Raw genomic sequence first — 26,707 nt, forward strand, 5'->3', positions numbered from 1 at the left:
ACGCCTCCTTGGGGACTGGGGATCGGATCTCCCCGCGGGGCGAGAGGACAGCTTGCGGCGGTCCAGGCGGGCTGAACCTCGGTGGGCCTCGTTCGCATGGGTAACCTTTCCTCCGCTGGCATAACCCAGATCAGGTTCTGGGGTCGAGGCGTGGGACCTCCTCTCAGCCCCGTACGGGCTCCCCCAGTTACCCCGGAGCGATTATAGGGGACGTGGCTCCCCGTGCCACCCTGAGCTCCTCTCCCCCCAGGGGGCGGGTCTAGGGTGCCGGTCCCGAGAAGTGCCTGAACCCCCGCGGCGCGAGGGGGATCTCCTCCCCCGTGGGGAGGACGAGCCAGCGGCCCGCGGGGGCGGGCAAGACCTCCCCCACCACGGACACGGGCGTTCCCGTCTCGACCGAGACCCGTTCGGACAGGACGCGTGCTGCGTCGGGCGGGCAGGTGAACACGAGCTCGAAGTCCTCTCCATGGAACAGGGCGAGGTCCCACGGCGGCTCCCCGGCGAGCTCCGCCACCCGCGCCACGGCCGGGGGCACGGGGAGCTTCTCCGCGTGGATCCTCACTCCGACCCGGCTCCGGTCGCACAGGTGCCCGACGTCGCTTCCCAGGCCATCGGAGAGGTCGGTCATCGCCGTGGCGAGCCCAGACGCGGCGATGAGGCGGCCCTCCCTCACCCGCGGGGTCGGGACGAGGTGGCGGGCGACGAGGGCCTCCCCCTCCGCGGCGGGAACGGGGAGGTCGGCCCGTCCGCTCACGATGAGCCCGGCTGCCGCTTCCCCCAAGGCTCCCGTCACCAGGACGAGGTCCCCCGGCCTGGCCCCGGCGCGGGTGAGAAGGTGCGCCCGGGGCACCCCTCCTACGAGCGCGAGGTCGAGGACGATCCCGCCCGGGGAACGGGCGACGTTCCCTCCCACCACTGCGACCCCGAACCGCTCTGCCTCCTCCTCAAGGCCGGCGTAGAGCTCCTCCACCCACGCCAGGGCCAGGTCCGGCGGGAGGACGAGGGAGACGAGGGCGTGCGTGGGCCGGCCGCCCATCGCCGCGATGTCGCTTGCGTTCACAGCAAGGAGGCGCCGACCGAGGAGGTGGGGTGGGATGCGGTCGAACACGAAATGGCTCCCCTCCACCTGGCTGTCCACGGTGAAGAGGACGAGACGGTCCCCCCCGAGGTCGAGGGCAGCCGCGTCATCGCCGATCCCCACGACCACGTCCGGCTGGGCGGAGGCTACGATCCGCGCCAGCCGCGCGATGAGCGGGAACTCCCCCACGTCCGCGATGCGCATGCCCCTCATCCTAACGGGAAACCGAGGGCCATGTCGCCCGCTTGCCGCACGGAGGGGAAGCGCATCTAAGCACCGATCAGGCCGCGGATCCCGCCTCGCGCGAGGGCTCCCTCAACCCGACAGCAAGGAGGGTCGCGGGGACGAGGCACAACGTAAGGAGCCCGAGCGCGACCTCGAGCCCCAAGAGGTCACCGAAGTACCCGACCCCGCCGATGAGGAGGGCCCCCACCCCCCACGCGAGCCCCATCAGCACGCCGGAGACGAGGCCTTTTTGCTCGGGGACAAGCTCCTGCCCGAGCACGACCGACACGGGGATCGAGCCGACGAGCACAGCCCCCGCCAGGGCGAGGAACGCAAACGACAGCCCACCATCGGTGAGGAGGAACAGGTAGAGGAGGGGGATCGCCCCGCCCACCGACCCCACGATGACCCTCTTCCGGCCGAACCGGTCGGAGAGCCGCCCCCCGACGAGATCCCCCACTGCCCCGGCCAGGGAGTACACGGTGAGGGAGAGGCTGGCCATCGTCAGGGAGGCCCCGCGCTCGGTCCACAGGACAGCGAGGAACGTGAGGTAGGATGCGCTCACGAGCTCCCGCAGGGCGGCGATGCCCCACAACCGGGCGAGCTGGCCCGTGGCACGGTGGTCGCGCAGCCGGGACTGCCTCTCCCGCGCCGGCCGCGCCTCGCGGGGCAGGGCCCGCACGAGCAGGGCTACGACACCCGCCGCGGGGAGGAGGAGGAGCGGGGTGAACGCCAGGCCCAGGTTCCCCACCACCCACGCGATGAGGAGCGGCCCGAACGCCGATCCGAGGGTGCCCCCGGCGGAGAAAAGGGCCATCGAGATCCCCCGCCGGCCATCCGTTCCCGACACAAGGGATGCCCCAGCGGGGTGGAACGCCGCGGTCCCGATCCCCGCCGCAACGAGGGCCGCAGCGACCGCCCAGTACGTGGGGAGGATCCCGAGGAGGCCCATCGCCGTGCAGGTGAGGGCCGGACCGAGGAGGACAAGCCACCGCCCCCACCCCCGATCGGCGAGCGCCCCGAGCGGGAGCTGGCCGAACGCTGACACGCTCGATCGAAACGACGATAGCACCCCAGCGGCAGCGAGGGAGATCCCGAACCGGCTGATGAGGAGGGGGAGCAAGGCCGACAGGAACGCGCCGTACCCGTCGTTGAGCCCGTGGCCGAGGGCGAGGGGCCACGTGGGGCGGCGACGCGGCGCGGGCTCTTCCCGGATCAAGCGCCGTTCGCCACCAGGTCCAGCACCCGCTCCGGGATCGCCGGGTACGCCCGCAGGCGGCTCCCGGTGGCCGACGAGACCGCGTTCGCCACCGCAGCGTGAGACGCCATGAGCGGGACCTCGCCGAGGCCCTTCGCCCCGAACGGCCCGCCCGAGTAGGGGGCCTCGACGAATGCGACCGCGATCCCCGTCGGCACGTCGCGCGCCGTCGGGATGTGGTAGGAAGTGAACGAGGGGGCGAGGATCCGGCCATCGCGGGACGGGAGGTCCTCCATGAGGGCGTACCCGATCCCCTGAGCGATCCCGCCGATGACCTGGCCGCGGGCGGTCGCCGGGTTCACGATCCTCCCCGAGTCGTGCACGGCCCAGAACCCGGTCACGCGCGTCTCCCCGGTGAGGAGGTCCACCTCGACGAGGGCGATGTGGCACGCGTAGGCGTACACGAAGTACGCGTTGCCGCGGCCCGTGGCGGGATCCCAGTCCACGGGCTTCGCCTCCGCCCAGCCCGTGGCCCCCATGTCCCAGTTATGGGTCCACATCCAGCGCGCAACCTCGGCGAGCGACGAAGAACGAGCGGGGTCCTGCGGGTGGCAGAACCGGTGCCCCTCAACGGTGAACTCGGGGCAGCCCAGGATCGCGCGGACGGCGTCCTCGATCCGCAGCCGCAGCCGCCGCGCCGCGTCGAGGACCGCCATCCCCTGCACGGTCGTCGTGCGCGAGGCCACGGTGGGACCGGAGTCGGGGACGCGCGACGTGTCCACCGGCGCAACCCGGACCATCCCCACTGGGATCCCGAGGCCATCGGCGGCGATCTGGGCGAGCACCGTCTCCGCCCCTTGCCCCATCTCCGTCGTCCCCACGGCAAGGGTGACCGACCCGTCCGCCTCCAGTTTGAGGTAGGCCCCCGCCTTATCGAGGAGCGGCGCCTTTGCCCCCATCCCCACCCCGTACATCACCGTCGAAGCGCCGATGCCGCGGCGCTTGAACCGCTCCCGGCGGTTGAACGCCGCAACCTCCGCCTGCACCTCCTCCCAGCGGGAGATCTCCCGCGCCTTCGCAATGCACGCCGCAAGCCCCACCGACTCCGTGAGGACCTGGCCCGTGGCTGTCTCGTCCCCCACCCGCAGGGCGTTCCTGGCGCGCAGCTCGAGCGGGTCCATCCGCAGCCGGCGGGCGAGCTCGTCCATCTGCGACTCGTGGGCGAAGATGACCTGGGGGGAGCCGAACCCGCGGAACGCCCCGCAGGGCACGGTGTTCGTGGCCACGGAATAGGCGTCCACCTTGACGTTGGGGATCCGATACGGGCCCGGGGCGTGGACCAAGCCCCGCCACAGGACGGCGCTCGACAGAGTCTGATACGCCCCCGCGTTGTAGTAGAACTCGACCTCGACCGCGGTCAGGGTTCCGTCGCGCTTGGCCCCGGTGCGGTAACGGATGATCCCCGGATGGCGCTTGGAGGTGGTGGCGATGTCCTCGGACCGATCCAGGACGAGCTTCGCCGGCCGGCGAAGCTTCCAGGCGACGACGGCCGCCAACGCCGCGAGGTGGCTCGGCACATCCTCCTTGCCCCCAAACCCCCCGCCGGTTGCGGTCTGGACGATGCGGACCCGGGCCAAGGGCAATCCCAATACGTTGGCAACAGCGTTCTGCACGTAGAACGGGCATTGGAGGGTTCCGTACACCGTCATCCCCCCATCCTCCGGGACGGCGATCACCCCTTGCGGCTCGAGGTACGCGTGCTCCTGATACCCGACCTCGTACTCCCCCTCCACGATCACGTCAGCGTGAGCGAACCCATGGGCAAGATTGCCCTTGCGGATGACCATGTGGTTGAACGCGTTCCCCTCGTCCGCCGCATCCGGGCGGGCAATCGGGGGCGCGCCAGGGGCGAGGGCATCCCGGGGATCGAACACCGCCGGTAGATCTTCGTACGCGACCTGCGCCCGCGCGGCCGCCTCCTCAGCCGCATCCCGCGTCTGGGCCGCCACAAGGGCGAGCGGTTCCCCGACATAGCGGACCACACCCCCGGCGAGGAGCGGCATGTCGCGGTAGATGATGGGGACGATGTTCTCCCCGGGGATGTCCGCCACGGTGGCGATCCCCACCACGCCGGGGGTGGACCCCACCCCCGACAGGTCGAGGCGCACGACCCGGGCGTGGGGGCGCTCGGAGCGGATCGTCTTCACGTGGACCATCCCTGAGAACACGAGGTCGTCCGCGTAGCGGGCCTCGCCGCGCACCTTCGCCTCGGCATCGAGGCGAGGGACAGCCGTGCCCACGATCGGATCGCTCTCCCCCTCACTCCGCCGCTTCATGACCGCCCTCGCTCCTTGAGAGAACGGATTGTAGCCGACGCGGCGGGACAACGCCCTTCCGGCCGGTGGGGTTGACAGATCCCCCCCCGCAAGCGACGCTCCGGGCGGATCCGGATGAACTCACGGAGCGGACTCGGGGTCTTCCTCGTCATCGGCCTCAGCGTCGCAACCGCCGGTCAGGCGCTCGACGTGGCCATTCGCGATACTCCGTTCGCGGCCGTCTTCACCTCCGGTGGGAAAACGGTCGTCGAGGTTGTGGATGCGAACCGATCGGCGCTCTACGTGAACGGGTGGGGCGGCCGGGCGTCCCTCGTGGGCCCGCCCCGCGTGGTCAAGGACGGGGACGGGACCGAGCTCACCTACCGCACGTCCGACGGCCGCACGGCGCGCGTCGAGCTCCGGCCGGCCGAGGAAGGGGCGATCCAAGTGCGGTTCTCCGTCGCGGGGAAGGCACGCTGGGAGCGGCTCGGGATCACGCTCCGCGTATCGGAGGACGAGGGGTTCTACGGGCTCCTGGAACGCCCCGTCCAGGGGATCCTCCACGAGTCCTTCCCGCCCCGCGACGCGGGGTTCAACCTCCGTGGACAGGAGGTCTGGCTGTACGTCCTCCCCACCCATGCTCTCTACAGCCCGTTCTTCGTCTCCTCCCGGGGCTGGGGCCTGTACGTGGAGAGCTCGTGGCCGGGGATCTACCGGTTCGGCCGGGATGGGAGGGGACGGCCCACCCCCACCCAGGTCACGATCGAATACGAGGGTCCGGAGCTCGTGGTCCGCATCTTCGGCGGGGCAACGCCGCTTGAGGTGGTGGAGAAGTACAGCCGCACCGTGGGAACGACCGTGCTCCCCCCGGAATGGGTCTTCGGGCCATGGCGCTGGCGGGATGAGGTGTGGAACCTCCCCACGTTCTACGATGGGACCCCCGCCAGGGGGCCCTACAACTCGATGGTCGTCGAGGACATCTTGATGATGGACGCCCTGGGGATCCCATGCTCCGCCTACGTCCTCGACCGGCCGTGGGCCGGGGGGACGATGGGCTACGGGGATCTCGAGTTCGATCCTGAACGATTCCCGAACGCAGAAGCGATGCTCGCTTGGCTGAAGGGCCGCGGCGTGCAGCCGGTCTTGTGGCTCGGGCCGTGGGTCCTCGATGCGCGGCGGGCGGAGGCGGTGACGCGAGGATACCACGTGCGAAAGCGCATCCCGTACCCCCCGCGCGCGGCGCTCCTCGACTTCACCTCTTCCGAGGCCGCGGCGTGGTGGCAGGGGCTCCTCGCCCCGCTCCTCGACCTCGGGATCGCCGGGTTCAAGCTCGACCGGGGCGACGAGGATGTCCCCGACGGTCTCCTCTTCTCCGGCTCCTATTCCGATGGGACGGGCTACCGCGAGGGGCACAACGCCTACCCCCTGTGGTTCGCCCGCGCCGCCCACGGAGCGCTGCCCGACCCGGCTGACTCCCTCCTCCTCGTCCGCGCCGGCTGGGTCGGGACCTCAACCTACGCGATCGCGTGGGGTGGGGATCCGGCGTCGAACGAGTGGGGCCTGCGGAACTCGGTCCTCGCCCTCCAGCGGGCGGCGGCGATGGGCTTCCCGATCTGGGGCTCGGATACGGGCGGGTACACGGGCCGGCCGTCGCGGGAGGTCTTCGCACGCTGGCTTGGGTTCTCCGCGTTCTGCCCCCTGATGGAGGTCGGGCCAACGGCGAACCTCGCTCCGTGGAGCTGGCCCCCCGACGGCACCCCGGCGCGGGTGGATGCCCAAGGGTACCGGTTCGCCCCGACCTACGACGAGGAGCTCGTCGCGATCTGGATCCTCTACGCCCGGCTCCACGACGATCTCCGGGCCTACACCTATGCCCAGGCAGTGGCCGCCCACGAGCGGGGCACGCCGATCGTGCGGCCACTCGTGTTCGTTCATCCCGACCGGCCGGAGTACGTGGACCTCTGGGAGACGTACCTCTATGGACCCGATCTCCTCGTGCGCCCGGTGTGGGAACGCGGGGCAAGGTCGGTCACGGTCCACATCCCGCCTCGGGAGTGGCGCGACCTGTGGACGGGGGAGACGTGGGAGGGGCCACGGACCATCGCGGTCGAAGCCCCGCTCCACGTCATCCCGGCCTACGTTCGGGTGGGAAGCGAGCTTGACCACCTCGACCTTGCGGCCCGGTGGGTAGAGGCCCAAAAGCGGGCTCGGTCACAGCCTGACCTCAGCTCGCTCCTCCCGGCCCACGGGTGGTGAAGGCGAGGGCGTTCGGCCGCTTCGGGGCGCGAAGCCGGCGGGCCCATCGTGCACCTGACCAGTGCCTTCGATATGCTATTTGATGTGCTAGTGGATCTGGTATCCTTAGATGCGAGGGGGCGGCATGGCTCAGCAGAGGGGAAGCAGCCCGAAGAGACGGGTCGAGCAGTACAAGCATAAGGATAAGGAACGGCTGAACAACCCACCGGCGGGCCTGGTAACGCCGGAGACCGACCCCGATGCTGGGCAGAAGAAGACCTACGCCTACGATCCCCACCTCGATCCGCAGCTCGTATGGGCGGGCAAGGCCGAGCACACCTCGTTCGAGGTCCCAACCGTCTCCCTCCATGTTCACGAGCGCATTGACCCGTCCACGATCATCGAGGCGGTTCTGAAGAGGAATGGGGAACAGTACCAGCCGTCGCTCTTCGAGACACCGGAGGAGAACCCCCCGATCCGCCAGGCGGTGGAGTTCTACAAGCACGCCCACGGCTGGAGCAACCGCCTGGTCGCCGGTGATTCGTTGCTGGTGATGAACTCGCTCTTGGAAAAAGAGGGCATGGCGGGCAAGGTGCAGATGATCTATATCGACCCGCCCTACGGCATCAAGTACGGCTCCAACTTCCAGCCTTTCGTGAACAATCGCGATGTGAAGGACGGTAAGGACGAGGACCTGACCGCCGAGCCGGAGCAGATCCGCGCCTTCCGCGACACCTGGGAACTGGGCATCCACTCGTACCTTACCTACCTGCGTGATCGGCTGCTGCTAGCGCGGGAGCTCCTCACCGAGAGCGGCAGTATCTTCGTCCAGATCAGCGACGAGAACGTCCACCACGTCCGGGAGTTGATGGATGAGGTGTTTGGAAAAGACAATTTTGTCTCAGTCATTACAGTTGAAAAAACAAGTGGATTCACCGAAATATTAATCCCTTACGTCACTGATTTCCTTGTTTTGTATGCGAAGGATAAGAAAACCACAAAATACAATCAGCTTTATTCATCAAAAAAAATAGGTGGCGAAGGTGGTGTTGGATACACGAATATCGAATCTCCAGACGGGCGGGAAAGCCGACCACTGACGAAAGAAGAGATGGACGATCCGAGACGAATCCCAAAAGGATGGAGGCCGTTTTTCCTCGGTTCATTGGCAAGCCAAGGACAAAGCGCCAATACGACTGTTGAATTCGAGTTTAATGGAAAAAATTATTTTCCCGGACATGATCGACATTGGACAGTTTCATTAGAGGGATTGAAGAGATTAGCAGAAGTTGGACGAATTGCTGAACGAGGAAATGGAATTGCTTATGTGAGGTATTTAGACGATTACCCGGTACAACCAATAGTTAATGTCTGGAGTGATACTGGGGGTGGTGGCTTCATTCGAGAAAGAAAAGTTTATGTCGTTCAGACAGCAATTAAAGTCCTTGAGCGCTGTCTCCTCATGACCACCGACCCGGGTGACCTGGTCTTCGACCCGACGTGTGTGCGGAAGGGGACGGGGGTCTGGGGGAGCCCCACCCCGGCCCTCCCCGTACACGGGGAGGGAGCATCCTTGTCCCCCCGTTTACGGGGGGATCACAGGGGGGCTACTTCCCCCCGTTTACTGGGGGACGATAGTGGGGCTACTTCCCCCCGTTTACGGGGGGATGATAGGGGGGCTGCCGTAATCCCCATCGAAACCATCCGGCCTGATGACTACGTCCTGGGCCATGGTGCTCAACCCCACCGCGTCCTTCGGCTCATCCGAAAATGGTATCGTGGGGAAATGATCGGCATCCGCCATGAGCACAGTGAACAAACCCTGTGGCTTACCGCCGATCACAAAGTGCTGGCCCACCGACGTCCGCACACGCTCGGTGGCCGCTTAGATTGGTCGGCCATCCCTCAACCCCTTCGCGGCAGAAGTAAAGAACTCCGCCGAGAAATGACCCCGCCCGAGCGAAAATTATGGCAGGTGCTGAGGAAGAACCAACTGGGTATCACTTTTCGTCGTCAGCATCCCATCGGGCCATATATTGGCGATTTCTACTGCCGCGAGGCTGCCCTTGTGGTGGAGGTAGATGGCGCCGCCGCCCACGGTACTGAGGAAGCGCTTGCCCATGATCAGGCGCGCGACGCCTTCATGCAGTCATTGGGGCTGAAAATAATTCGCATTCCTGCGGTGGACGTGGAACGCAACCTCGAAGCCGTCTGGCAATATATCGGCGACGTATCCAGTCAGCAATTCTCGCCCGAGACGGCGGAATGGATAGAGGCGAAAGAGCTTCGGAAAGGTGATCTGGTCTTTTTCGGCGCGGGTCGTATGCCGGCTCGAATCGTCGAAGTCATTACAGAATTCACAGAGGAAGAGGTCTATGACCTGGAAGTCGAAGGTGTCCACTCTTTCCTGACAGAAGTCTGTGCTGTCCACAACTGCGGTTCCGGCACCACGGCCTATGTGGCCGAGCAGTGGGGCCGGCGCTGGATCACCTGCGACACCTCGCGCGTGGCGCTCACCCTTGCCCGCCAGCGCTTGATGACCGCCATGTTCGACTATTACGAGCTGGCCCATCTCAACGAGGGCGTGGGGAGCGGCTTCAAGTACAAGACCGTCCCGCATGTGACCCTCAAATCCATCGCCAACAACCCGGAGATCGACGGCATCTACGCCCGGATGCATCCCGCAGTCGAACAGGCGCTTGCCGAACTCAATCGTGCGCTCAAAGGCAAGCCAGTCAAGTTCAAAGTGACCCAGGGTGGGCGTCAGGGGCAATTCGTGGACTTTGCCGCTCCCGATAGTGCTACCCTCACGATGCCAAGCGGTCAGGTGGTCAAGGTCAACGGACTGTTGGAATCTGAGGTGCCCTTTGAGTTTCCCGCCGATTGGCCGAAGGAGACGAGGCAGGCCTTCGAGAGCTTCCATCGGGCGCGCCGGGCGATGCGGGAGAAGATCGACGAGGCGATCGCCCAGCACGCGCCGCAGGAGACGCTCTACGACCAGCCCTTTGTGGACCGGAAGAAGGTGCGTGTGACCGGCCCGTTCACGGTCGAGGCGGTACCTGCACCGGCGGTCAAATCCATTGAGGAAAGTCTCACCCCGACCCTCTCCCAGGGGGAAAGGGAGCCTACGGCCGACGCGTCCGTTGCCCGTTCCGGCGAGACCCTTCGCCAGGCAGAATGGCGCGACGAGCTTCTCAAGACAGGCATCCGCGGCAGGGGAAGACAGTCCATCCGCTTCGTCCGTCTGGAACCGCTGGCGGGTTGTCGCTGGCTCCATGCCGATGGGGAGACAAGCGGCAACGGCGCCACCCGTGCAGTCGTGTCCTTCGGACCGGATCATGCTCCCCTGGAACAGCGCCAGGTGGCAAGTGCCCTCGAAGAGGCCCAGAGGCTTGTTCCCCGGCCCAAGCTCATCATCTTCGCCGCGTTCCAGTTCGATCCCGAGGCGGCGAAGGACATCGAGGAGACCAACTGGCCTGGGGTGACGCTCCTCAAGGTGCAGATGAACGCGGATCTTCTGACGGAGGATCTGAAGAAGAAGCGGGCATCGAACGAATCGTTCTGGCTCATCGGCCAGCCGGACGTGCAGGTGGAGCGGATCACCGAAGGAGAACACGCAGGCAAGGTGCGCGTCTCGGTGAACGGGTTCGACTACTACAACACGGTGACCGGCAACATCGAGTCAGGAGGGCCGGAACGGATCGCGATGTGGCTTCTCGACACGGACTACGATGGCCGGAGCCTGTTCCCCCGCCAGGTCTTCTTCCCGATGGCCGGCGACGACGAGGGCTGGGCGAAGCTCTCCCGCAACCTCCGGGCGGAGATTGACCCCGACCTCATCGAAGCCTACCGGGGGACAGTCTCACTCCCGTTCGGGCCCGGGGAGCACAAGCGCATCGCGGTCAAGATCGTGGACGATCGGGGCATCGAGAGCCTGAAGGTGATGAATCTCAGGTGATGCCATGCTGACCAAGCTCACAATACGCAATTTCAAGCTGTTTGAGAACGTCGAGATCGAACTCGGCGAACGCGTCGTGCTCATCGGCCCCAACAACGCCGGCAAGACCTCGGCATTGCAGGCGCTCGCCCTGTGGGACGTGGGGACGAAACGCTGGCTGGAAAAGCGCGGCGGCGGCGCGGTGCCCGAGAAACGCCCGGGCGTGACCATCAACCGGCGCGACCTGGTCGCCGTGCCGGTGCCCGTGGCCAATCTGCTCTGGCGCGATCTGCACGTCCGCGAGGGCAGCCGTGCGCAAGGCAAGACCCGCACGCAGAACGTGCTCATCGAGATCGCCGTCGAAGGCGTGGACCAGGGGAAAACGTGGGCGTGCGGGCTGGAGTTCGATTACGCCAACGAAGAGTCCTTCTACTGCCGGCCGCCGCGCGCCACGGATGGCCAGCGACTGGACGTGCCGTCGCATCTTGCCGAGCTTCGCCTGGCCTACCTACCGTCGATGTCCGGCCTTTCGCCCCGCGAAGACCGGCTGGAGCTGGGCACGATCAACGTGCGGCTCGGGGAGGGGCGCACGGCAGAGGTGTTGCGCAATCTGTGCTGGCAGGCGCTCCAATCGGAGAACGGCGATCGGAAGTGGCAGCGGATCGCTGAGCGGATCGAGGCACTGTTTGGCGCGAGGCTCAACGAACCGCGTTACATCAAGGAGCGCGGCGAGGTGGTGATGGACTACCGCACGCGCGAGGGGATCACGCTCGATCTGTCGGCGAGCGGGCGCGGCCAGCAGCAGACGCTGCTCCTGCTCGCGCACATGGCCGTGAATCCGGGCGCGGTGCTACTGCTCGACGAACCCGACGCGCACCTGGAGATCCTGCGCCAGCGGCAGATTTACCAGGTGCTCAGCGAGCAGGCAGAGGATACAGGCAGCCAGATCATTGCCGCCAGCCACTCGGAAGTGTTCCTTAACGAGGCGGCCGATCGTGACATCGTGATTGCCTTCGTCGGGAAGCCGCATCGGATCGATAACCGCGGCAGCCAAGTGCTCAAGGCGTTGCGTGACATCGGCTTTGAGCATTACTACCTCGCCGAAGAGACGGGCTGGGTGTTGTATCTCGAAGGCTCGACCGATCTTGCGATGCTCCGGGCCTTCGCTAGCGCATTGAAGCATCCGGCGCAGCAGTTTCTCGACCGGCCGTTCGTGCACTATGTCGGCAACCAATCGCGCGAGGTGCGAAAGCATTTCCACGCTTTGCGAGAGGCCAAGCCGGACCTTGTCGGCATTGCCATCTATGACCGACTGGATGAGAACTTGCCGGACGATCCGAGGCTTGTGCAACGGATGTGGACGCGGCGCGAGCTGGAGAATTATCTGTGTCAGCGGGAGACACTGCTCGCCTATGCCGAAGAGCAGGGGCGCAGACAGCAAGGCGACCTCTTCGGCGTGGCATGGCGGACGGCCATGGAGGAGGCCATCCGGCAGGTCGAAGGCGCCCTGCGGAGGTCGGACAAGGACCCGTGGAGCACCGACATCAAGGCGAGCGACGAATTCCTCGAGCCGTTGTTCAAGCAGTTCTACGAACGGCTTGGTCTGCCGAATCTCATGAGCAAGACCGATTACCACGCGCTGGCGGCTTTCGTGCCGGCGAACGCGATCGACCGGGAGATCGGGCAAGCGCTCGACGCCATCGTGGCTGTGGCGGGTGCTGCGAAACCGCGCGGGACCGCGTAATGGGCAAGACCACCATCGGCCGGCTCATCATCAACTCGCCGTTCGAAGAGCCGCAGCGGCACTGGCGCTACGACCGCGAGACGCGCACCTTCGACCTCGTGGACGGGCGACGGCCGGCGGGCTACGTGGTGGCCTCGGGCGAGTCGCGCGCCTTCGACGATCCGGGCATCTTCGTCGAGATTCCGCTGGTCAACCAGATTCGCCCGCGCGTGGCGGCGTGGCGCAACGCAGGCTATCCGGGCGTATCCAGTATCACCAAGCGGCTGCTGGAGCACTGGCGCGACCCGGAGGAGTTCGACGCGCGGCGGTTCTTCTTCTGCCAGCTCGAGGCCATCGAGACCCTGATCTGGCTGACCGAGGCGCCGGACTCTGAGCGTGTAGGAATCGAGATCCCCGGTGACGGTGGGGAGATCCTGCGCCGCTGCTGCAAGATGGCCACTGGGGCCGGCAAGACGATTGTGATGGCGATGACCATCGCCTGGCACATCCTCAATAAGGTGACCTACCCCCAAGATCCACGGTTCGCGAAGAACGTGCTCGTGATTGCTCCTGGGCTCACGGTGCGCAATCGGCTGGCGGTCCTGGGGCCCTCGGCACCGGGGAACTACTACGAGGAGTTCCGCATCGTGCCCCCCAGCCTTCTCGAAAAGCTGCGTCAGGGGCGAGTGCTGATCCGGAACTGGCACGTCCTCAACTGGGAGACCGACACCCAGATCGCGAAGAAACGCAGTGTAGACAAGCGCGGAGCCAAGAGCGATGAGGCCTACACCCGCGAGGTCCTGGGAGAGATGGCAAACGCGCGGAACTTCCTCGTCATTAACGACGAGGCGCACCACGCATGGCGTGTGCCCGCGGAGTCGAAGATCAGAGGGGTTGCGAAGGAGGACATCGAGGAAGCGACGAAGTGGATCGGCGGATTCGATCGGCTCCACCGCACCCGAGGCATCCTCGTCGCTTACGATTTCAGTGCCACACCGTTTGCCCCGTCAGGGAAGAAGAGCACGGAGGAGGCTCTGTTCCCGTGGATCGTGAGCGACTTCGGACTCAACGATGCCATCGAGTCCGGCTTGGTGAAGACCCCCCGTGTAGTCGTCCGGGATGATGCGGTGCCCGATGCGAAGACGTATCGCTCACGGCTCTACCACATTTACAACGACCCCGAGGTGAAGGATGACCTGAGCCGGAAGGCCGAACCTCATGAACCCCTCCCTGACCTCGTCCTCAACGCCTACTACCTGCTTGGTTACGACTGGAATGAGACTGCGGAGCACTGGGAGAAGGCGGGAATGCCCACGCCTCCGGTGATGATCACTGTCTGTAACCGCACCGAAACCGCGGCCCGCGTAAAGTATGCCTTCGACCACCACCAGATCCGGATCACCCGACTCTGTGACCCCAACTGCATCCTTCACATCGACACGAAGGTACTGAAGAAGGCGGAGGAAGAAGAGGAGCCCCTCACAGCCGTCAGTTCCATCCCTGATGACGAAGAGGGGGAAGAAAACGGCGAACCCAAACGCAAATTGACGAAGAACGAGCAGGCAGAGGTCCTTCGGCAACAAGTGGACACCATCGGACGGCTTGGGCAGCCCGGAGAGAAGATCCAGAACGTCATCTCGGTCGGGATGCTCAACGAAGGCTTGGATGCGAAGACCGTGACGCACATCATGGGCCTGCGCGCGTTCACCAGCCAGCTCCTATGTGAGCAGGTAGTCGGACGGGGATTGAGGCGGACGAGCTACGAAGTGGACCCGGAGTCTGGTCTGTTTGACGCGGAGTACGTCAACATCTTCGGTGTTCCGTTCACCTTCTTGCCTCACGAGGGAGCGCCTTCCACCGTGGCGCCGCCGAACCCCAAGACCGCGATTGGCCCGGACCCAGCGAAGGCAAAGTACGAGATCCGTTGGCCTTGCATTGTCAGGATTGACCACGTGATGCGACCAATTCTCTCGTTGGACTGGGACAAGATCGCCCCGCTGTACCTTGACGCCTCACAGACAGCGAAGGTCGCGGAGTTGGCCCCCATCGTGGAGGGGAAACCCGACCTCTCGAAGATTGCCGCCATTGACCTGGAGCGGCTGGCCCAGGAGTTCCGGACCCAGAGGATCATCTTCGAGACGGCCCGCGATGTCTATGACCAGATGCAACATCGCTGGCAGGGAAGTAAGGAAGTCCTACTGGCTCAGCTGGTCCGGATCGTTGAACAGTTCATCCGCTCCGACAAGATCCTCATCACCCCATCTTCCTTCTTCCACAGCGACTTACGCAGGCGGCTCATCATCACCCTGAATATGTCCCGAGTTGTGCAGCACATCTGGGAGGCGATTCGGTTTGAGAACGCGGAGCGCCTGGAACCCGTGTTTGACCGCGATCATCCGATTCGCTCTACGGCAGACATGACCACGCGGTACACAGGTAAGCCCTGTGAGCGGACACAAAAGTCGCACATCAACTTCTGTGTCTACGACAGTACCTGGGAGGCATCCGATGCGTTCACCCTCGACCACAGCCCTCTTGTGGAAGCGTGGGTGAAAAACGATCACCTCGGCTTCGAGATCTTGTACCTGCACAAGGGGATCGTCCACAAGTATCGTCCTGACTTCCTCATCCGGCTTAAGTCCGGGGAGATGCTTATTCTGGAAACGAAAGGACAGGTCACAGAACAGGACCGGACGAAACTGAGGTTCCTCGATGAGTGGGTGAGGGCGGTGAACGCCCATGGAGGGTTTGGCTGCTGGCGGTGGGCAGTTGTCGAAGGTCCAGGCGAGATTCAAGACGTCATCGCAAACCACAGCTAGCAGCCTACGCGGAACTACGAACCATGAACCTTCGCACGTCGGCTTCCTGATGAACGGGCGTACGAGCTAACGGAACCTCCGCGCATCGGTCGGCACCGGTGACAGCGGTTCTCACACCCCCCACTAGCGGCGGGGCGGGATGATCTCGTCCACGATCCCGTACGCCTTCGCTTCCTCGGCGCTCATCCAGAAGTCGCGGTCCGTGTCCTTCTCGATCTTTTCTTTCGGCTGGCCGGTGTGCTTGGCCAAGATCTCGTTCACCCGATCGCGGGTCTTCATGATCTCGTCGGCGTAGATCTTGACATCGATCGCCTGGCCGCCGACGCCGGACACCCACGGCTGGTGGATGAGGATCTTGGCATTGGGGAGGGAGAACCTCTTCCCCTTGGCCCCACCGGCGAGGATGATCGCCGCGGCCGAGGCGGCCACCCCGACGCAGATCGTGCGCACCGGGCACTTCGTGGTCTGCATCGTGTCGTAGATCGCGAGCGCCGCCGACACGTCGCCCCCGGGGCTATTGATGTAGAGCTGGATGTCCTTCTCCGGGTCCTCGGCCTCGAGGCTCAACATCTGGGACACGATCCACTCCGCCCCCACGTACTGCATGACCCGTCCCGGGGCCCCGGTGATGATCGTCCCGGACAGGAAGATGATCCGGTCGGCGAAGAGCCGCGCCAGGACCTGGTCGTAGTAGGACATCAGGCGTTCCTGCTCGGTGAACCGCTGCATCTTCATTCGTGCCTCCTCGCTTGGGAGATGACCCAGTCCGCGGCCTTCTCCAGGACGAGCGCGACCCACACCGCGCTCTCCTCGCGGCCCTGCTCCTCAGCCCGCCGCTTCACTTCGTCCTCGTCCGGTTGGAGGCCCCTCGCCTCCGCCACCCGCTGGGCGACGATCTCCCGCCGCAGCTTGCGCCGCACTGCCTCCTCCAGCCGCGGCCTCTGGTCGGGATGGAGCCGCAGCTCCTTCATCTCCGCGGCGACGGCCTCGGCGAGGAGGGTGGGGGGGACTTCGATCCCGAGGGCATCGGCCGCCGCATCGAGCGCCGCCAGCCGCCGCGCCTGCAACCGCCGCGCCTCCGCGACCCGCCCGAGCTCCTCGCGTACCGCCTGCTCGAACGCCTCCCACGAGGGGTGCCCGTAGGTCCCGGCTGCCTCCTCCAGGGTGGGGAGGAGGAGGCGATACACCCCGGTCACGGAGAACACCTCCGACCGGCCGCCCTCCTCGGTGAGGGTGACCCGTTCCCCGGCCCTCACCCCGAGAAGCTGCCTCCCGATGGGGCGGGACGCGGTGGCCTCACCTTCCCAATCGCGGCCGGCCCGTTCAAGGCGGATCACGTCGCCCTCCTCGGCCGGCCCGTCCTTCGGCTCGAGCACCGCTGCCTCGCGGCGGAGGTCGGCGAGCACAGCCTGAACTTCATCGTCCGTGACCTCCGCCGGCGGGGGCTCCGGGACCTCCACCACCAGCTCGTCCGGGATCGCCACCTCAGGGAGGACGGCGAACTTAACCCGGAAGGCGAGGCGCTCGCCCGGCGTGAACGCGGTCGTCTCCACGGCCGGCGTGGTGACCGGATGCAGGTCCAGCTCCCCTAGCGCCCGGGAGAGCCACTCCCGGATCAGGTCTTCCTTGAGGTCGCGGGCGAACTCGTCCGGGCCGTACTGGCGGAGGATGAGGTCCTCGGGGGCCTTGCCGGGGCGGAACCCGGGCACCGTGAGCTGAGCCCGGGCCGCGGCGAGGAGGTCCTGTTCCTTCTTCCGGATCTCCTCCGCTGGCACCTCGATGGAGAGCACGACCTCGCTCCCCTCACGTTCGACGGTAAACCCTCCCTCGGTCACGGTACGGGATTATAGCCGCCTAACCCCACAGCCCGGAGAGGAGGGCCCACCGAAGCCCAATCAGGTGGAGCGCGATCGCTTCCGCCCCCGTGAACACGACCTGCAGGACCCCGAGGAAAAGGAGGGCCACCACGATCACCAACCCAAACTGCTCCCAGCGCAGAAGCGCGAGCCGCCACCGCACGGGAAGGAAGTAGGCGAGGACCTTCGAGCCATCGAGAGGGGGGACGGGGAGGAGGTTGAACAGCCCCAGCACGAGGGAGAGGAGGACGATCAGGGCGACGAACGCGAGGACGTAAGCGTTCCTCACCCCGAGGGCGACGAGGCCGCGACCGAGTCCGGCAGCGGCGAGGGCCATCGCGAAGTTCGTCCCCGGCCCGGCGAGGCTCACGTAGAGCGTCCCCTTCCACGTGTCGCGAAAGTAGTACGGGTTGATCGGGACCGGCTTCGCCCACCCGAACACGACCAGGCTCCCGCCGACGAACTGCCGCAGGAGCAGAAGCCCCAGCGGGAGGACGACGGAACCGATCGGGTCGAGGTGCTTGAGCGGGTTCAGGGTGAGCCGCCCCGCTGCCTTGGCTGTGGGATCGCCGAGCTTCCACGCCACGTAGCCGTGGGCCACCTCATGGGGGATCACGCACAAGAAGAGAGCTGCAAGGGAGAGCAGCCCGTAGACGAGCTCGATCACGGTCCCCTGTCCCCCGGGACGACGAGGACCTCCTCCCTCTGGAGCGTCACCATGCCTGGCGGTGCCCCCTTTCGTTTGCGCACATAACGGGCTTCAGTGTAGCTGATCGGGACCTTACGCTCACCCCGCGCCCGCGAATGCCAGGCCGCGAGCTCCGCGGCCCTTTCCAGGACCTCGCGGGGCACAGGTCGCCCCTCCGTACGGATGATGACGTGCGCGCCGGGAACGCCGCGGGCGTGCAGCCACAGGTCATGGGGGCGGGCACCCTGGACGAGGCGGTCGTTCTCCTCTCCCGATCGACCGATCTGGATCGGGAAGCCCTCCACAACAAGCTCGCGGGGGCGCGCGGCCGGGGCGGGCTTTTCGCGTGGGGAAGCGGGGGCAAGGGCAGCGGTCTCCCCCGCCACGTACGGGGCGAGGTGCGGCTCCTGGGTGAGGAGGTCCCGCAGGTCCCGCAGCCGCCGGATCTCCGCCGCAAGCTCCTCGCGGCGAGCGGGGGTCCTCGCGAGCCTCCGCCGCAGTTTCTTCGCCTTCGCATAGAGCGCATGGGCCTGGGCTGCCGGAGGAAGGGCCGGGTTGAGCTCAAGCTCAACCGGTCGCCCATCGAACCCCTCCACGACCGCCACCGCGGCCCCCCGGGGGATGTCCGCGATCCGCGTGAGGATGAGGTCGGCCTGCGCCTGGAACTGTTGCCAGTTCTGCGCCTCGGCCTCCGCCGCGGCGAGCGCGGCGAGGGCCCGTTCCCGCCTCCGCAGGGCCCGCTCGACCTGGTCGAGCTGATCCCGGGCGAGCCCCACCCCCAGGCGCTGCTCGAGGAGATGGTCCAGGGCTTCGCTGAACGAGGGGAAGGTGGCGTCCGGCTCTCCAAGGTCGGGACGGGGGAAGAAGCTCGCCACCCTCCCGCTCGCCGTCCTGTACAGGTATCCCGCTGGGGCTTGCGCGAGGAGGTCCGCCGCGAACGCGGCCAGTTCCTCCGGTGCCGGGGGGTGCCCCACGTGGGCGGCGGCGGCGCGGCGGAGGAGGGGCCCCAGGCCGGTTACGGGATCATCGGCGGCCGCAAAATCCACGGGCCGTAGCTCCCCCCCGCGGAACGAGGCCATCCGTCCATCGCGGGCGAGGAAGAACACGTCCCCCTGCCGTGGGCGGAGGTCGAGGACGAGGTCAGCCTCCGGGAACCGGAGGCGCACCACCCGGTCCAGTCCAGCCTGATCGAGGGCGAGGAGGGGTTGTCCGGCGAGCGAGCGGAGGAGCATGCAGAACGGGGGAGGCGAGGGGAGGGCGGGCGGGCGGAGCGAGGTGCGGTGGAACGCCTTGCCCCCGGGGTCGAGGACGAGCGCCCCGCGCGGGCGGTAGGTGCGGAGGAAGAAGACGTCCCCCACCTGGTGGACCTTCGCCAGGCGCGCTCCCTCGAGGGCCCGCGCCTCCTCCAGCGCCTTCCGAAGCTCAATCCCCTCCACGACGGGACTCTACAGCGGGCAGATCGACACGCAGATGTCGAGGATGAATTTCTTCTCCGGATGGGTCTCGTGGTCGTTCAGGTAGACCTCGTAGCACATCCGATCGTCGGGCTGGTAGCCGCTCGTGGAGATCCACTCCATGAGCGCGCTCCATGCCGCCCCGAACTGGTCCCCAGCGATCTCCACGTGGGCCACCGCGAACAGCCCGCCGGGGATCGTCATCCTCTTCACGGGGTCTTCCACGGCCGTGTTCTCAGGCACAGTGATGCAGACGCTCGACGTGAGGTTGGCCTCCTCGACCACGTCCGGATCGTTGTGGTACACGGCGATGACCTTCGTCTCCGGGAACCGGAGGAGCCCGCGGGGCCCGGCCCAGTGCAACAGTCTCTCGAACGCGCTCCCGATCCTGTTGTACGGCCCCACATGGCGGATACAAGCCACATGGAGCTCCGGAAGCTCCTTCACTTCCACCGTCATCTCGACCTCGCGACCGCTTGGGTTGGTCATGGCGCCAGTGTACGCGAGGCGGAGGGCGGAGGAACGCCCCCCTCCCACCCTCTCCCCCAGGGGTGGGAGAAGAGAGGGAGCGCCCATGACGAAGGAACATCGTAGGGGAGAGCGCCTCCATGCCATCGGTGACAGCGACTCTCACCCAACGTGCGAGGGGGTGTCGCGCGCCGGGCCTCCCTTCCCTCCATCTCCCGTCCCTGCTATACTGCCGACGCGAATCAAGGCTGCCGGCCTCTCCAAGGGGGCTTCGAGGTTGACAGCTCTAGAGAAGGGCTTGGCTCGTCGTGCTTGGGACGGCAGAGCGCCCGGGAGGAGAGGATGGGCGGGAAGAGGATAGCGGCAGCGGTACTTGTGGCGGTCGGGGCAGGGCTCCTCACGGGGTGCTGCCTCTTCAGCGGAGCCCCCACGGTCTCGATCATGGGACCTTCGACCGCGACGGTGGGCACGGCAGTGACGTTCACGGCCACAGCAACCGGCGGGAGCTCCCCCTACACGTACACGTGGAGCGTTGGTGGCTCAGGATCCACCGTCAACTACACGTTCACCTCGGCCGGGACGCAGACGATCGGGGTCACGGTCACGGATAACTGCGGGAAGCAGGCGAGCGCCATGTGGCCCGTCACCGTCTCCGAGGGCTCCGGTGGCGGGGGCAACCTCACCGGGATGTGGAACGGGACACTGTATCTCCAAGGCGCACCGTACCAGTTCGCGCTGCAGCTTGCGCATCAGGGACAAAGCGTCGTCGGCACGGCGTTCATAGCTGGGCTGAGTTCTCCCGGGAGCGGATCGTACACCGCCGGCCAGTTCATGTTCCAGTTCGAGCTCCCGGGCTCTCAGGACATGCTCACCCTAACCGGTACGTACAACCCCTACGCGAACCAGTTGAGCGGCAGAGTGACCGTGGCCGGAGGGATCGAGGTCGGTAGTTGGACGGTCATGCGATAGGGAACCGGACAGGTCACGCCGCATCGCAGTAGAAAGTGTGTCGCGCCGCGGGCCGTCGTTCCTTGCGGCCCCTCTTGCTTTCGGTAAGCTACTCTCACCGGCCGGCGTAGCTCAGCAGGCAGAGCAGCCGCTTCGTAAGCGGCGGGTCGGGGGTTCGATTCCTCCCGCCGGCTCAGGAAGGCAGTCTCAAGTCCGCGGGCGAAGGCTTGAGGCTCCGGACTTGGACTGTACCTCCGGGGTGAGAGCGATGGAGAAGGGCACGTATCGGGTGAAGACGGGGTTCGCGGAGATGTTCAAGGGCGGGGTGATCATGGACGTCACCACCGCTGACCAGGCGCGGATCGCCGAGGAAGCCGGGGCCGTAGCGGTGATGGCCCTGGAGCGGGTCCCGGCGGACATCCGCGCCCAGGGCGGCGTGGCCCGGATGGCGGATCCGCAGAAGATCAAGGAGATCCAGGCCGCGGTCTCGATCCCGGTCATGGCCAAGGCGAGGATCGGCCACATCGCCGAGGCGCGGATCCTGGAGGCCCTCGGGGTGGACTTCGTTGACGAAAGCGAGGTCCTCACCCCGGCCGATCCGTTCCACCACATCGACAAGTGGCAGTTCAAGGTCCCGTTCGTGTGCGGATGCCGGGACCTCGGCGAGGCGGCGCGGCGGATCGCGGAGGGGGCGGCGATGATCCGCACGAAGGGCGAGGCCGGAACGGGGAACGTGATCGAGGCCGTCCGCCACATGCGCCTCCTCAACGACCAAATCCGACGGATGGCCGGGATGAGCCGGGCCGAGCTCGTCTCCTACGGGAAGGAGCTCGGTGCCCCAGCGGAGATCCTCGAGCTCATCCAGGAGCACGGACGCCTCCCGGTGGTCAACTTCGCCGCGGGGGGGATCGCCACCCCGGCCGATGCGGCCCTGATGAGGCTGCTCGGCTGCGACGGGGTATTCGTGGGGTCGGGGATCTTCAAGAGCGCCGACCCGGAGAAGAGGGCGAAGGCGATCGTCCTCGCCTGCACGAACTACGACGACCCCCAGGTCCTGGCGCAGGTCTCGATGGGCCTCGGGGAGGCGATGCCCGGGATCACGATCGAGGCGATCCCCAGCGCGGAGCTGATGCAACACCGATGACGGTCGGGGTCGTCGCGGTCCAGGGGGATGTGCGCGAGCACCTGCGGACCCTGGCCCGCCTCGGGGTGGAGGGGTGCCCCGTGCTTCGGCCGGAGCAGTTGGCAAGGCTCGCGGGGATCATCCTTCCCGGGGGCGAGTCGACCGCGATGTGGCGGCTCATGACGCGGACTGGACTAGCAGCCCCGCTCCGGGAGGCGCTCGCGAGGGGGCTCCCCGCGTTCGGGACCTGCGCGGGGATGATCCTCCTCGCCCGCCGGATCACGAACTGGGGGGAGACGTTCCTCGGGGTCCTCGACGTCGCGGTGGAGCGGAACGCCACCGGCCGCCAGGTGGACTCGTTCGAGGCCCGCGTCTCCGCGGACGGGCTCGGGGAGATCCCGGCCGTGTTCATCCGCGCGCCCCTCGTGCGGCAGATGGGCCCGACCGTCGAGGCGCTAGGCTGGCTGGGCGATGTCCCGGTCCTGGTGCGGGAAGGCCGCCTCCTCGCCGCGAGCTTCCACCCCGAGCTCACCGACGACGCGCAGGTGCACGACTTGTTCATCCAGATGTGCCGAAAGGAGAGACCATGGCAGCACGTGTAGCGATCAACGGATTCGGACGAATCGGACGGATTGCCCTCCGCATCATCGCCACGGGCGGATGGCCGGTAGAGGTGGTGGCGATCAACGACCCGTTCCTCCCGGCCGAGACGGCAGCCCACCTCCTCCGCTACGACACGGTATACCGGCGGCCCCCGTTCCCGATCCACGTCGAGGGCGAAGCGCTCATCGTGGATGGACGGAAGATCCCGTTCCTCGCGGAGAAGGAACCGGGGAACCTCCCGTGGGCGAAGCACAAGGTGGACGTGGTCATCGAGTCGAGCGGGGTGTTCACCGATCCCGACAAGGCGGAGGCGCACCTCAAGGCGGGCGCGAAGCGGATCGTCCTCTCCGCCCCCCCCAGCGGGCCGCGCAAGGGCGAGGTGCTGCAGATCCTGTGGCGGGTGAACGAGGGTCAGTTCGCGGAGCGGGGGAAGCCAGCGATCGTGTCCGCTGCCTCCTGCACCACGAACTCGCTCGGGCCGGTGGTGAAGGTCCTCCACGAGGCGTTCGGGATCGAATACGGGTTCCTGACCACCGTCCACGGCTACACCGCAGATCAGCGCCTCGTGGACGCGCCCCACAAGGACCTTGCGCGGGCGCGGGCCGCGGCGGCGAACATCATCCCCACCTCCACCGGGGCGGCGCGGTCCATCCCCGCCATCTTCCCCGATCTCGCGGGCAAGCTCGACGGGATCGCGATGCGCGTCCCCGTCCCCGCGGGCTCGGTGTCGGACTTCGTGGCGAAGTTGCGGAAGCCCCTGCCGGGGAAGAGCGCCAAGGAGGCGGCGGCGCTCGTGAACAAGGCGTTCCACGCCGCAGCGCAGACGCCCCTCGGGGAGGCGATGGCCGTTGAGGACGACCCGATCGTGTCGAGCGATGTCATCGGCCGGAACCATTCGTCGGTCGTGGCCACGAGCTACACGATGGTCCTCTCCGACCGGCTGGATGTGGTGAAGGTCCTTGCGTTCTACGACAACGAGTGGGGTTATGCGGCACGTCTCATCGATGTGGCGAGGTTCGTCGCCTCCTAGAACGGCGCGGGCCGCGGCGGGGGCGGTGGGGCTCCTATTCCGGCCGGTCTGTTTCGTGTGCGAGGAGCCGGTACCGGATCTCGCCCCGCTCTGTAAGGCGTGTACGGATGCACTCCCTCGCTGGGAGGGGGCGATCTGCCTCGTGTGCGGGATGGGGATCGAAGAGGGGTTGGACCTGTGCCGGGCGTGTGCCGTCGCGGGGCGGAGCTACGCCTGGGCCCGCACGATTGGGCCCTACGAGGGGACGTTGCGAAGAGCGGTCCAAGCCCTGAAGTACGAGGGGGAACGCGCCCTCGCCCGACCCCTCGGGCGGCTCCTCGCGGCCGCGCTGGACGACGTCCCTTCCGCAGAGCTGACCACCGTCACCTGCGTGCCGCCGGACCCGCGCCGCCTGCGAGAACGGGGGTACCACCCCGCCGAGCTCCTGGCACGGGAGGTGGCAGCGACGTTGGGGATACGGTTCCGCCCCCTCCTCGCGAAGCGACGTCCGACCCCACCCCAGGTGGGGCGCCCCCGTGCCGAACGGGAGAAGGCGATGACCGGCCTCTTCTCCGCCCGCGTCCGCGGCGAGGGGGAAGCCGTCCTCGTGGTGGACGACGTGATCACGACCGGCGCTACCGCCTCCGAGGCAGCGCGGGCCCTCGGGGAAGCCGGGTTCGGGGAAGTCGGCGTCCTGGCCTGTGCCCAGGCCGTGCCCGGGAGGGAGGGATACTAGTGGAGTTCAAACGACTCGTGGTGGGACCACTGCGCACGAACGCGTACGTCCTGGTGGCGGACGGCGAGGCCGCGGTCGTGGATCCGGGCGACGCTGCGCCGGACCTCGCTGCAGCGTGGGACGGCCATGCGGTGCGGTACATCCTCCTCACCCATGGGCACTTCGACCACGCCGACGGGGCCGAGGCGATCCGCGCCCGCACCGGCGCCCCCATCCTCTACCACCCCGACGAGGTGGGCTCGTTTTGGCTAACGGGCCGTCAGCCTCCTCCCCTCGCGCGTCCCCTGGCCGAGGGCGACCGCCTCCCCCTCGGGGACGAGGAGCTCGTCGTGTGGCACCTCCCCGGCCACTCCCCGGGATCGGTCGCCTACCTGTGGGAGAAGGGGAAGGTGGCGATCGTGGGCGACGTCCTGTTCGCCCGGTCGGTGGGACGGTCCGACCTGCCCGGCGGCTCGTGGGAGGCGCTGTCGAAGTCGCTCCGCCGGCTGCTCAGCCTGGACGACACGTGGCAGGTCCTGCCCGGCCACGGCCTGACCACCACCATCGGCCGGGAGCGGGAGCGGAACCCCTACCTGGAGGGCCTTGGCGATGCCGAGCGTTGACGTCGAGGAGGTGAAGTCGCGGGTCAACATCGTCGAGCTCATCGGGCGGTACATCACCCTCAAACCCTCCGGCCAGAGGTTCAAGGGCCGCTGCCCGTTCCACCCCGACGACACCCCCTCCCTCCTCGTCTCCCCGGATAAGGGGCTCTGGCACTGCTTCGGCTGCCACGCCGGTGGCGACGCGATCGGGTTCCTGATGAAGATCGAACGGCTATCGTTTCCCGAGGCCCTGTCCCGCCTGGCCCGCGAGCTGGGGATCGAGATCCGCACCGCGGGAGGAGAGGGCAGGGCGAAGCTCCTCCAGGCAAACGAGCAGGCAGTCCAGTACTTCGCCCGCGAGCTACGGAGGCCCTCGGGGAAGAAGGCCCGCGACTACCTCCTCGGCCGGGGGCTGGAGGAAAAGGTGTGGGAGCGGTACAAGCTCGGCTACGCCCCGGAGGGCTGGGATGGGCTCCTCCGCACCCTCGGTCAGGTGGGGGTGGATACGCTCCGCGATTTAGGGCTGGTTGTGGCCGGCGAGAGGGGCTACTACGACCGGTTCCGGGACCGGGTCATGTTCACGATCGGCGATGATCAGGGCCGCCCCGTGGCGTTCGCGGGCCGGAGCTTCGCCGGCGATCCCAAGTACGTGAACATCCCCAATACGTCCCTCTTCACGAAGGGGACGCTCCTGTACGGACTCGATCTCGCCCGGGACGCGATCCGCTCCGCCGGCCGCGCCGTCCTCGTCGAGGGGTATACGGACGTGATCAGCCTCCAGACGGCGGGGATCGGGGAGGCGGTCGGCTCGATGGGCACCGCCCTCACCGACGCCCAGGCCCGCCTCATCGCTCGGCACGCGGACCAGGTCGTGATCGCCTACGACCGCGATGCGGCCGGGGAGGCCTCGGCCCTGCGCGGGCTCGTCATCCTCCGCGCGGCCGGGCTCAGGGTGGCAGTGGCCGTGCTCCCGCCGGACGAAGACCCGGATTCCCTCGTCCGCGGCCAGGGGGCCGATGCGGCGCGGGAGGTCCTCGCCCGGGCGCTCCCGTTCCATCGTTTCTTCGTCGAAGCCATCGCCAGTCGGCACGACGTGGCCACGGTGGAGGGCAAGGAGCAGGTCCTCGTCGAGGCGAAGACCTTCTGGCCCGAGATCCGCAGCGTCCCCCTCCAGCACGAGCTCGCCCGCGAGCTCGCCGCCCTCCTTTCCCTGCGCGAAGAGGAGGTGTGGGGCTACCTCCGCGGCGAGGCCCGCGTGGCCGTGCCCAACGAAGAGCGGCCCCGGATCGGGCCGGAGGAGATCTTCCTCCATTTTCTCGTCGCGGGGAAACTACCGGAGCGGGTGCTTGGCGACCTTGACCTCGCCGAATTCCGCCCCGAACACCGCCCGATCGTGGCGAAGTGGGTGGAGCTCTGGCACGGGGGCGAACGGCCGACCGCCAGCAGGCTGGCGAGCGAGCTCCCCCCCGATTCGGTGCAGGTCCTGACCCAAGTTGCCCTCCTCGACCTCCCGTTCTCGAACGAGGCGCAGGCCATCGCCGATGCGGAGACCCGCTTCCTCCACCTTCCGCGCCTGAACCGACGGTTGGATGAAGCCCGCCGGCGCCTCGTCGAGGCCGAGACGGCCGGCGATGCGGACGAGGTGCAGAGGCTCAACGCCGCGTTGCAGGCGCTGTGCCAGGAGCGCCTCCGGTTGATGCGAAGGAGGTGA

19 protein-coding genes, 1 tRNA gene and 1 riboswitch are annotated in these 26,707 nt (G+C 67.1%); of the genes, 12 read left to right on the forward strand and 8 right to left on the reverse strand.

What is annotated here, in order from left to right:
* Positions 1-89: 89 nt before the first annotated feature.
* Positions 90-195: riboswitch (TPP riboswitch) on the reverse strand.
* A 64-nt stretch (positions 196-259) separates the two neighbouring features.
* The 3 genes from thiL to BARAN1_RS04615 all read right to left on the reverse strand — a co-directional run bounded on the left by thiL (position 260) and on the right by BARAN1_RS04615 (position 4,837).
* On the reverse strand, positions 260-1,282 hold the full coding sequence (gene thiL, locus BARAN1_RS04605; protein WP_157959477.1) for a thiamine-phosphate kinase: 1,023 nt from the start codon (positions 1,280-1,282) through the stop codon (positions 260-262).
* A 76-nt stretch (positions 1,283-1,358) separates the two neighbouring features.
* Entirely contained in the window at positions 1,359-2,522 is a 1,164-nt protein-coding gene (locus BARAN1_RS04610) for an MFS transporter (RefSeq protein ID WP_157959478.1), read from the reverse strand.
* Positions 2,519-4,837, reverse strand: a complete 2,319-nt coding sequence (locus BARAN1_RS04615) for a xanthine dehydrogenase family protein molybdopterin-binding subunit (RefSeq protein ID WP_122031340.1) — start codon at positions 4,835-4,837, stop codon at positions 2,519-2,521. Before BARAN1_RS04615 ends, BARAN1_RS04610 begins: the two co-directional genes overlap by 4 nt.
* A 114-nt stretch (positions 4,838-4,951) precedes the next feature.
* Between BARAN1_RS04615 and BARAN1_RS04620 the strand changes: the two genes are divergently transcribed.
* From BARAN1_RS04620 to BARAN1_RS04635, 4 genes are all read left to right on the forward strand, one after another.
* Positions 4,952-7,072, forward strand: coding sequence for a glycoside hydrolase family 31 protein (locus BARAN1_RS04620; protein WP_122031342.1), 2,121 nt, complete (start codon positions 4,952-4,954; stop codon positions 7,070-7,072).
* A gap of 124 nt (positions 7,073-7,196) precedes the next feature.
* Positions 7,197-11,009: a DUF559 domain-containing protein gene (locus BARAN1_RS04625; protein WP_122031344.1), complete on the forward strand. Its 3,813-nt coding sequence runs from the start codon at positions 7,197-7,199 to the stop codon at positions 11,007-11,009.
* A 4-nt stretch (positions 11,010-11,013) separates the two neighbouring features.
* Entirely contained in the window at positions 11,014-12,732 is a 1,719-nt protein-coding gene (locus BARAN1_RS04630; protein ID WP_122031346.1) for an ATP-dependent nuclease, read from the forward strand.
* Entirely contained in the window at positions 12,732-15,530 is a 2,799-nt protein-coding gene (locus BARAN1_RS04635) for a BPTD_3080 family restriction endonuclease (RefSeq protein ID WP_122031348.1), read from the forward strand. Before BARAN1_RS04630 ends, BARAN1_RS04635 begins: the two co-directional genes overlap by 1 nt.
* Before the next feature lie 123 nt (positions 15,531-15,653).
* On the opposite strand, the gene BARAN1_RS04640 is transcribed toward BARAN1_RS04635, so the two are convergent.
* From BARAN1_RS04640 to BARAN1_RS04660, 5 genes are read right to left on the reverse strand one after another with little or no spacing between them, the layout of a single operon-like run.
* The gene (locus BARAN1_RS04640; RefSeq protein ID WP_122031350.1) at positions 15,654-16,265 is read right to left on the reverse strand and encodes an ATP-dependent Clp protease proteolytic subunit; all 612 of its coding nucleotides are present in this window, start codon (positions 16,263-16,265) and stop codon (positions 15,654-15,656) included.
* Positions 16,262-17,365, reverse strand: a complete 1,104-nt coding sequence (locus BARAN1_RS04645; protein WP_122031352.1) for a trigger factor — start codon at positions 17,363-17,365, stop codon at positions 16,262-16,264. The genes BARAN1_RS04640 and BARAN1_RS04645 overlap by 4 nt, the downstream gene beginning before the upstream one ends.
* Before the next feature lie 19 nt (positions 17,366-17,384).
* Entirely contained in the window at positions 17,385-18,053 is a 669-nt protein-coding gene (locus tag BARAN1_RS04650) for a site-2 protease family protein (RefSeq protein WP_122031355.1), read from the reverse strand.
* Positions 18,050-19,510: an NFACT RNA binding domain-containing protein gene (locus BARAN1_RS04655; RefSeq protein ID WP_122031357.1), complete on the reverse strand. Its 1,461-nt coding sequence runs from the start codon at positions 19,508-19,510 to the stop codon at positions 18,050-18,052. Before BARAN1_RS04655 ends, BARAN1_RS04650 begins: the two co-directional genes overlap by 4 nt.
* Before the next feature lie 9 nt (positions 19,511-19,519).
* On the reverse strand, positions 19,520-20,017 hold the full coding sequence (locus tag BARAN1_RS04660) for an AraC family transcriptional regulator (protein WP_157959479.1): 498 nt from the start codon (positions 20,015-20,017) through the stop codon (positions 19,520-19,522).
* A gap of 321 nt (positions 20,018-20,338) precedes the next feature.
* Here BARAN1_RS04660 and BARAN1_RS04665 point away from each other — a divergent pair, with 321 nt between their 5' ends.
* From BARAN1_RS04665 to dnaG, 8 genes are all read left to right on the forward strand, one after another.
* Positions 20,339-20,965, forward strand: coding sequence for a PKD domain-containing protein (locus tag BARAN1_RS04665; protein WP_157959480.1), 627 nt, complete (start codon positions 20,339-20,341; stop codon positions 20,963-20,965).
* Between the two features lie 100 nt (positions 20,966-21,065).
* A tRNA-Thr gene (locus BARAN1_RS04670) sits at positions 21,066-21,138 on the forward strand.
* Positions 21,139-21,212: 74 nt separating this feature from the next.
* Positions 21,213-22,088, forward strand: coding sequence for a pyridoxal 5'-phosphate synthase lyase subunit PdxS (pdxS, locus tag BARAN1_RS04675; RefSeq protein WP_122031364.1), 876 nt, complete (start codon positions 21,213-21,215; stop codon positions 22,086-22,088).
* Complete coding sequence (gene pdxT / locus BARAN1_RS04680) at positions 22,085-22,669, forward strand: pyridoxal 5'-phosphate synthase glutaminase subunit PdxT (RefSeq protein ID WP_122031366.1); 585 nt, start codon at positions 22,085-22,087, stop codon at positions 22,667-22,669. The genes pdxS and pdxT overlap by 4 nt, the downstream gene beginning before the upstream one ends.
* A complete protein-coding gene (locus tag BARAN1_RS04685; RefSeq protein ID WP_122031368.1) occupies positions 22,654-23,700 on the forward strand; it encodes a type I glyceraldehyde-3-phosphate dehydrogenase in 1,047 nt (348 codons plus the stop codon). Before pdxT ends, BARAN1_RS04685 begins: the two co-directional genes overlap by 16 nt.
* The gene (locus BARAN1_RS04690) at positions 23,657-24,415 is read left to right on the forward strand and encodes a ComFC family protein (protein WP_122031371.1); all 759 of its coding nucleotides are present in this window, start codon (positions 23,657-23,659) and stop codon (positions 24,413-24,415) included. The genes BARAN1_RS04685 and BARAN1_RS04690 overlap by 44 nt, the downstream gene beginning before the upstream one ends.
* Positions 24,415-25,017, forward strand: a complete 603-nt coding sequence (locus BARAN1_RS04695; RefSeq protein WP_231944241.1) for an MBL fold metallo-hydrolase — start codon at positions 24,415-24,417, stop codon at positions 25,015-25,017. The genes BARAN1_RS04690 and BARAN1_RS04695 overlap by 1 nt, the downstream gene beginning before the upstream one ends.
* A complete protein-coding gene (gene dnaG / locus BARAN1_RS04700) occupies positions 25,004-26,707 on the forward strand; it encodes a DNA primase (protein ID WP_122031374.1) in 1,704 nt (567 codons plus the stop codon). Before BARAN1_RS04695 ends, dnaG begins: the two co-directional genes overlap by 14 nt.

This window comes from Candidatus Bipolaricaulis anaerobius (genome assembly GCF_900465355.1).
Classification (GTDB): Bacteria; Bipolaricaulota; Bipolaricaulia; order Bipolaricaulales; family Bipolaricaulaceae; genus Bipolaricaulis; species Bipolaricaulis anaerobius.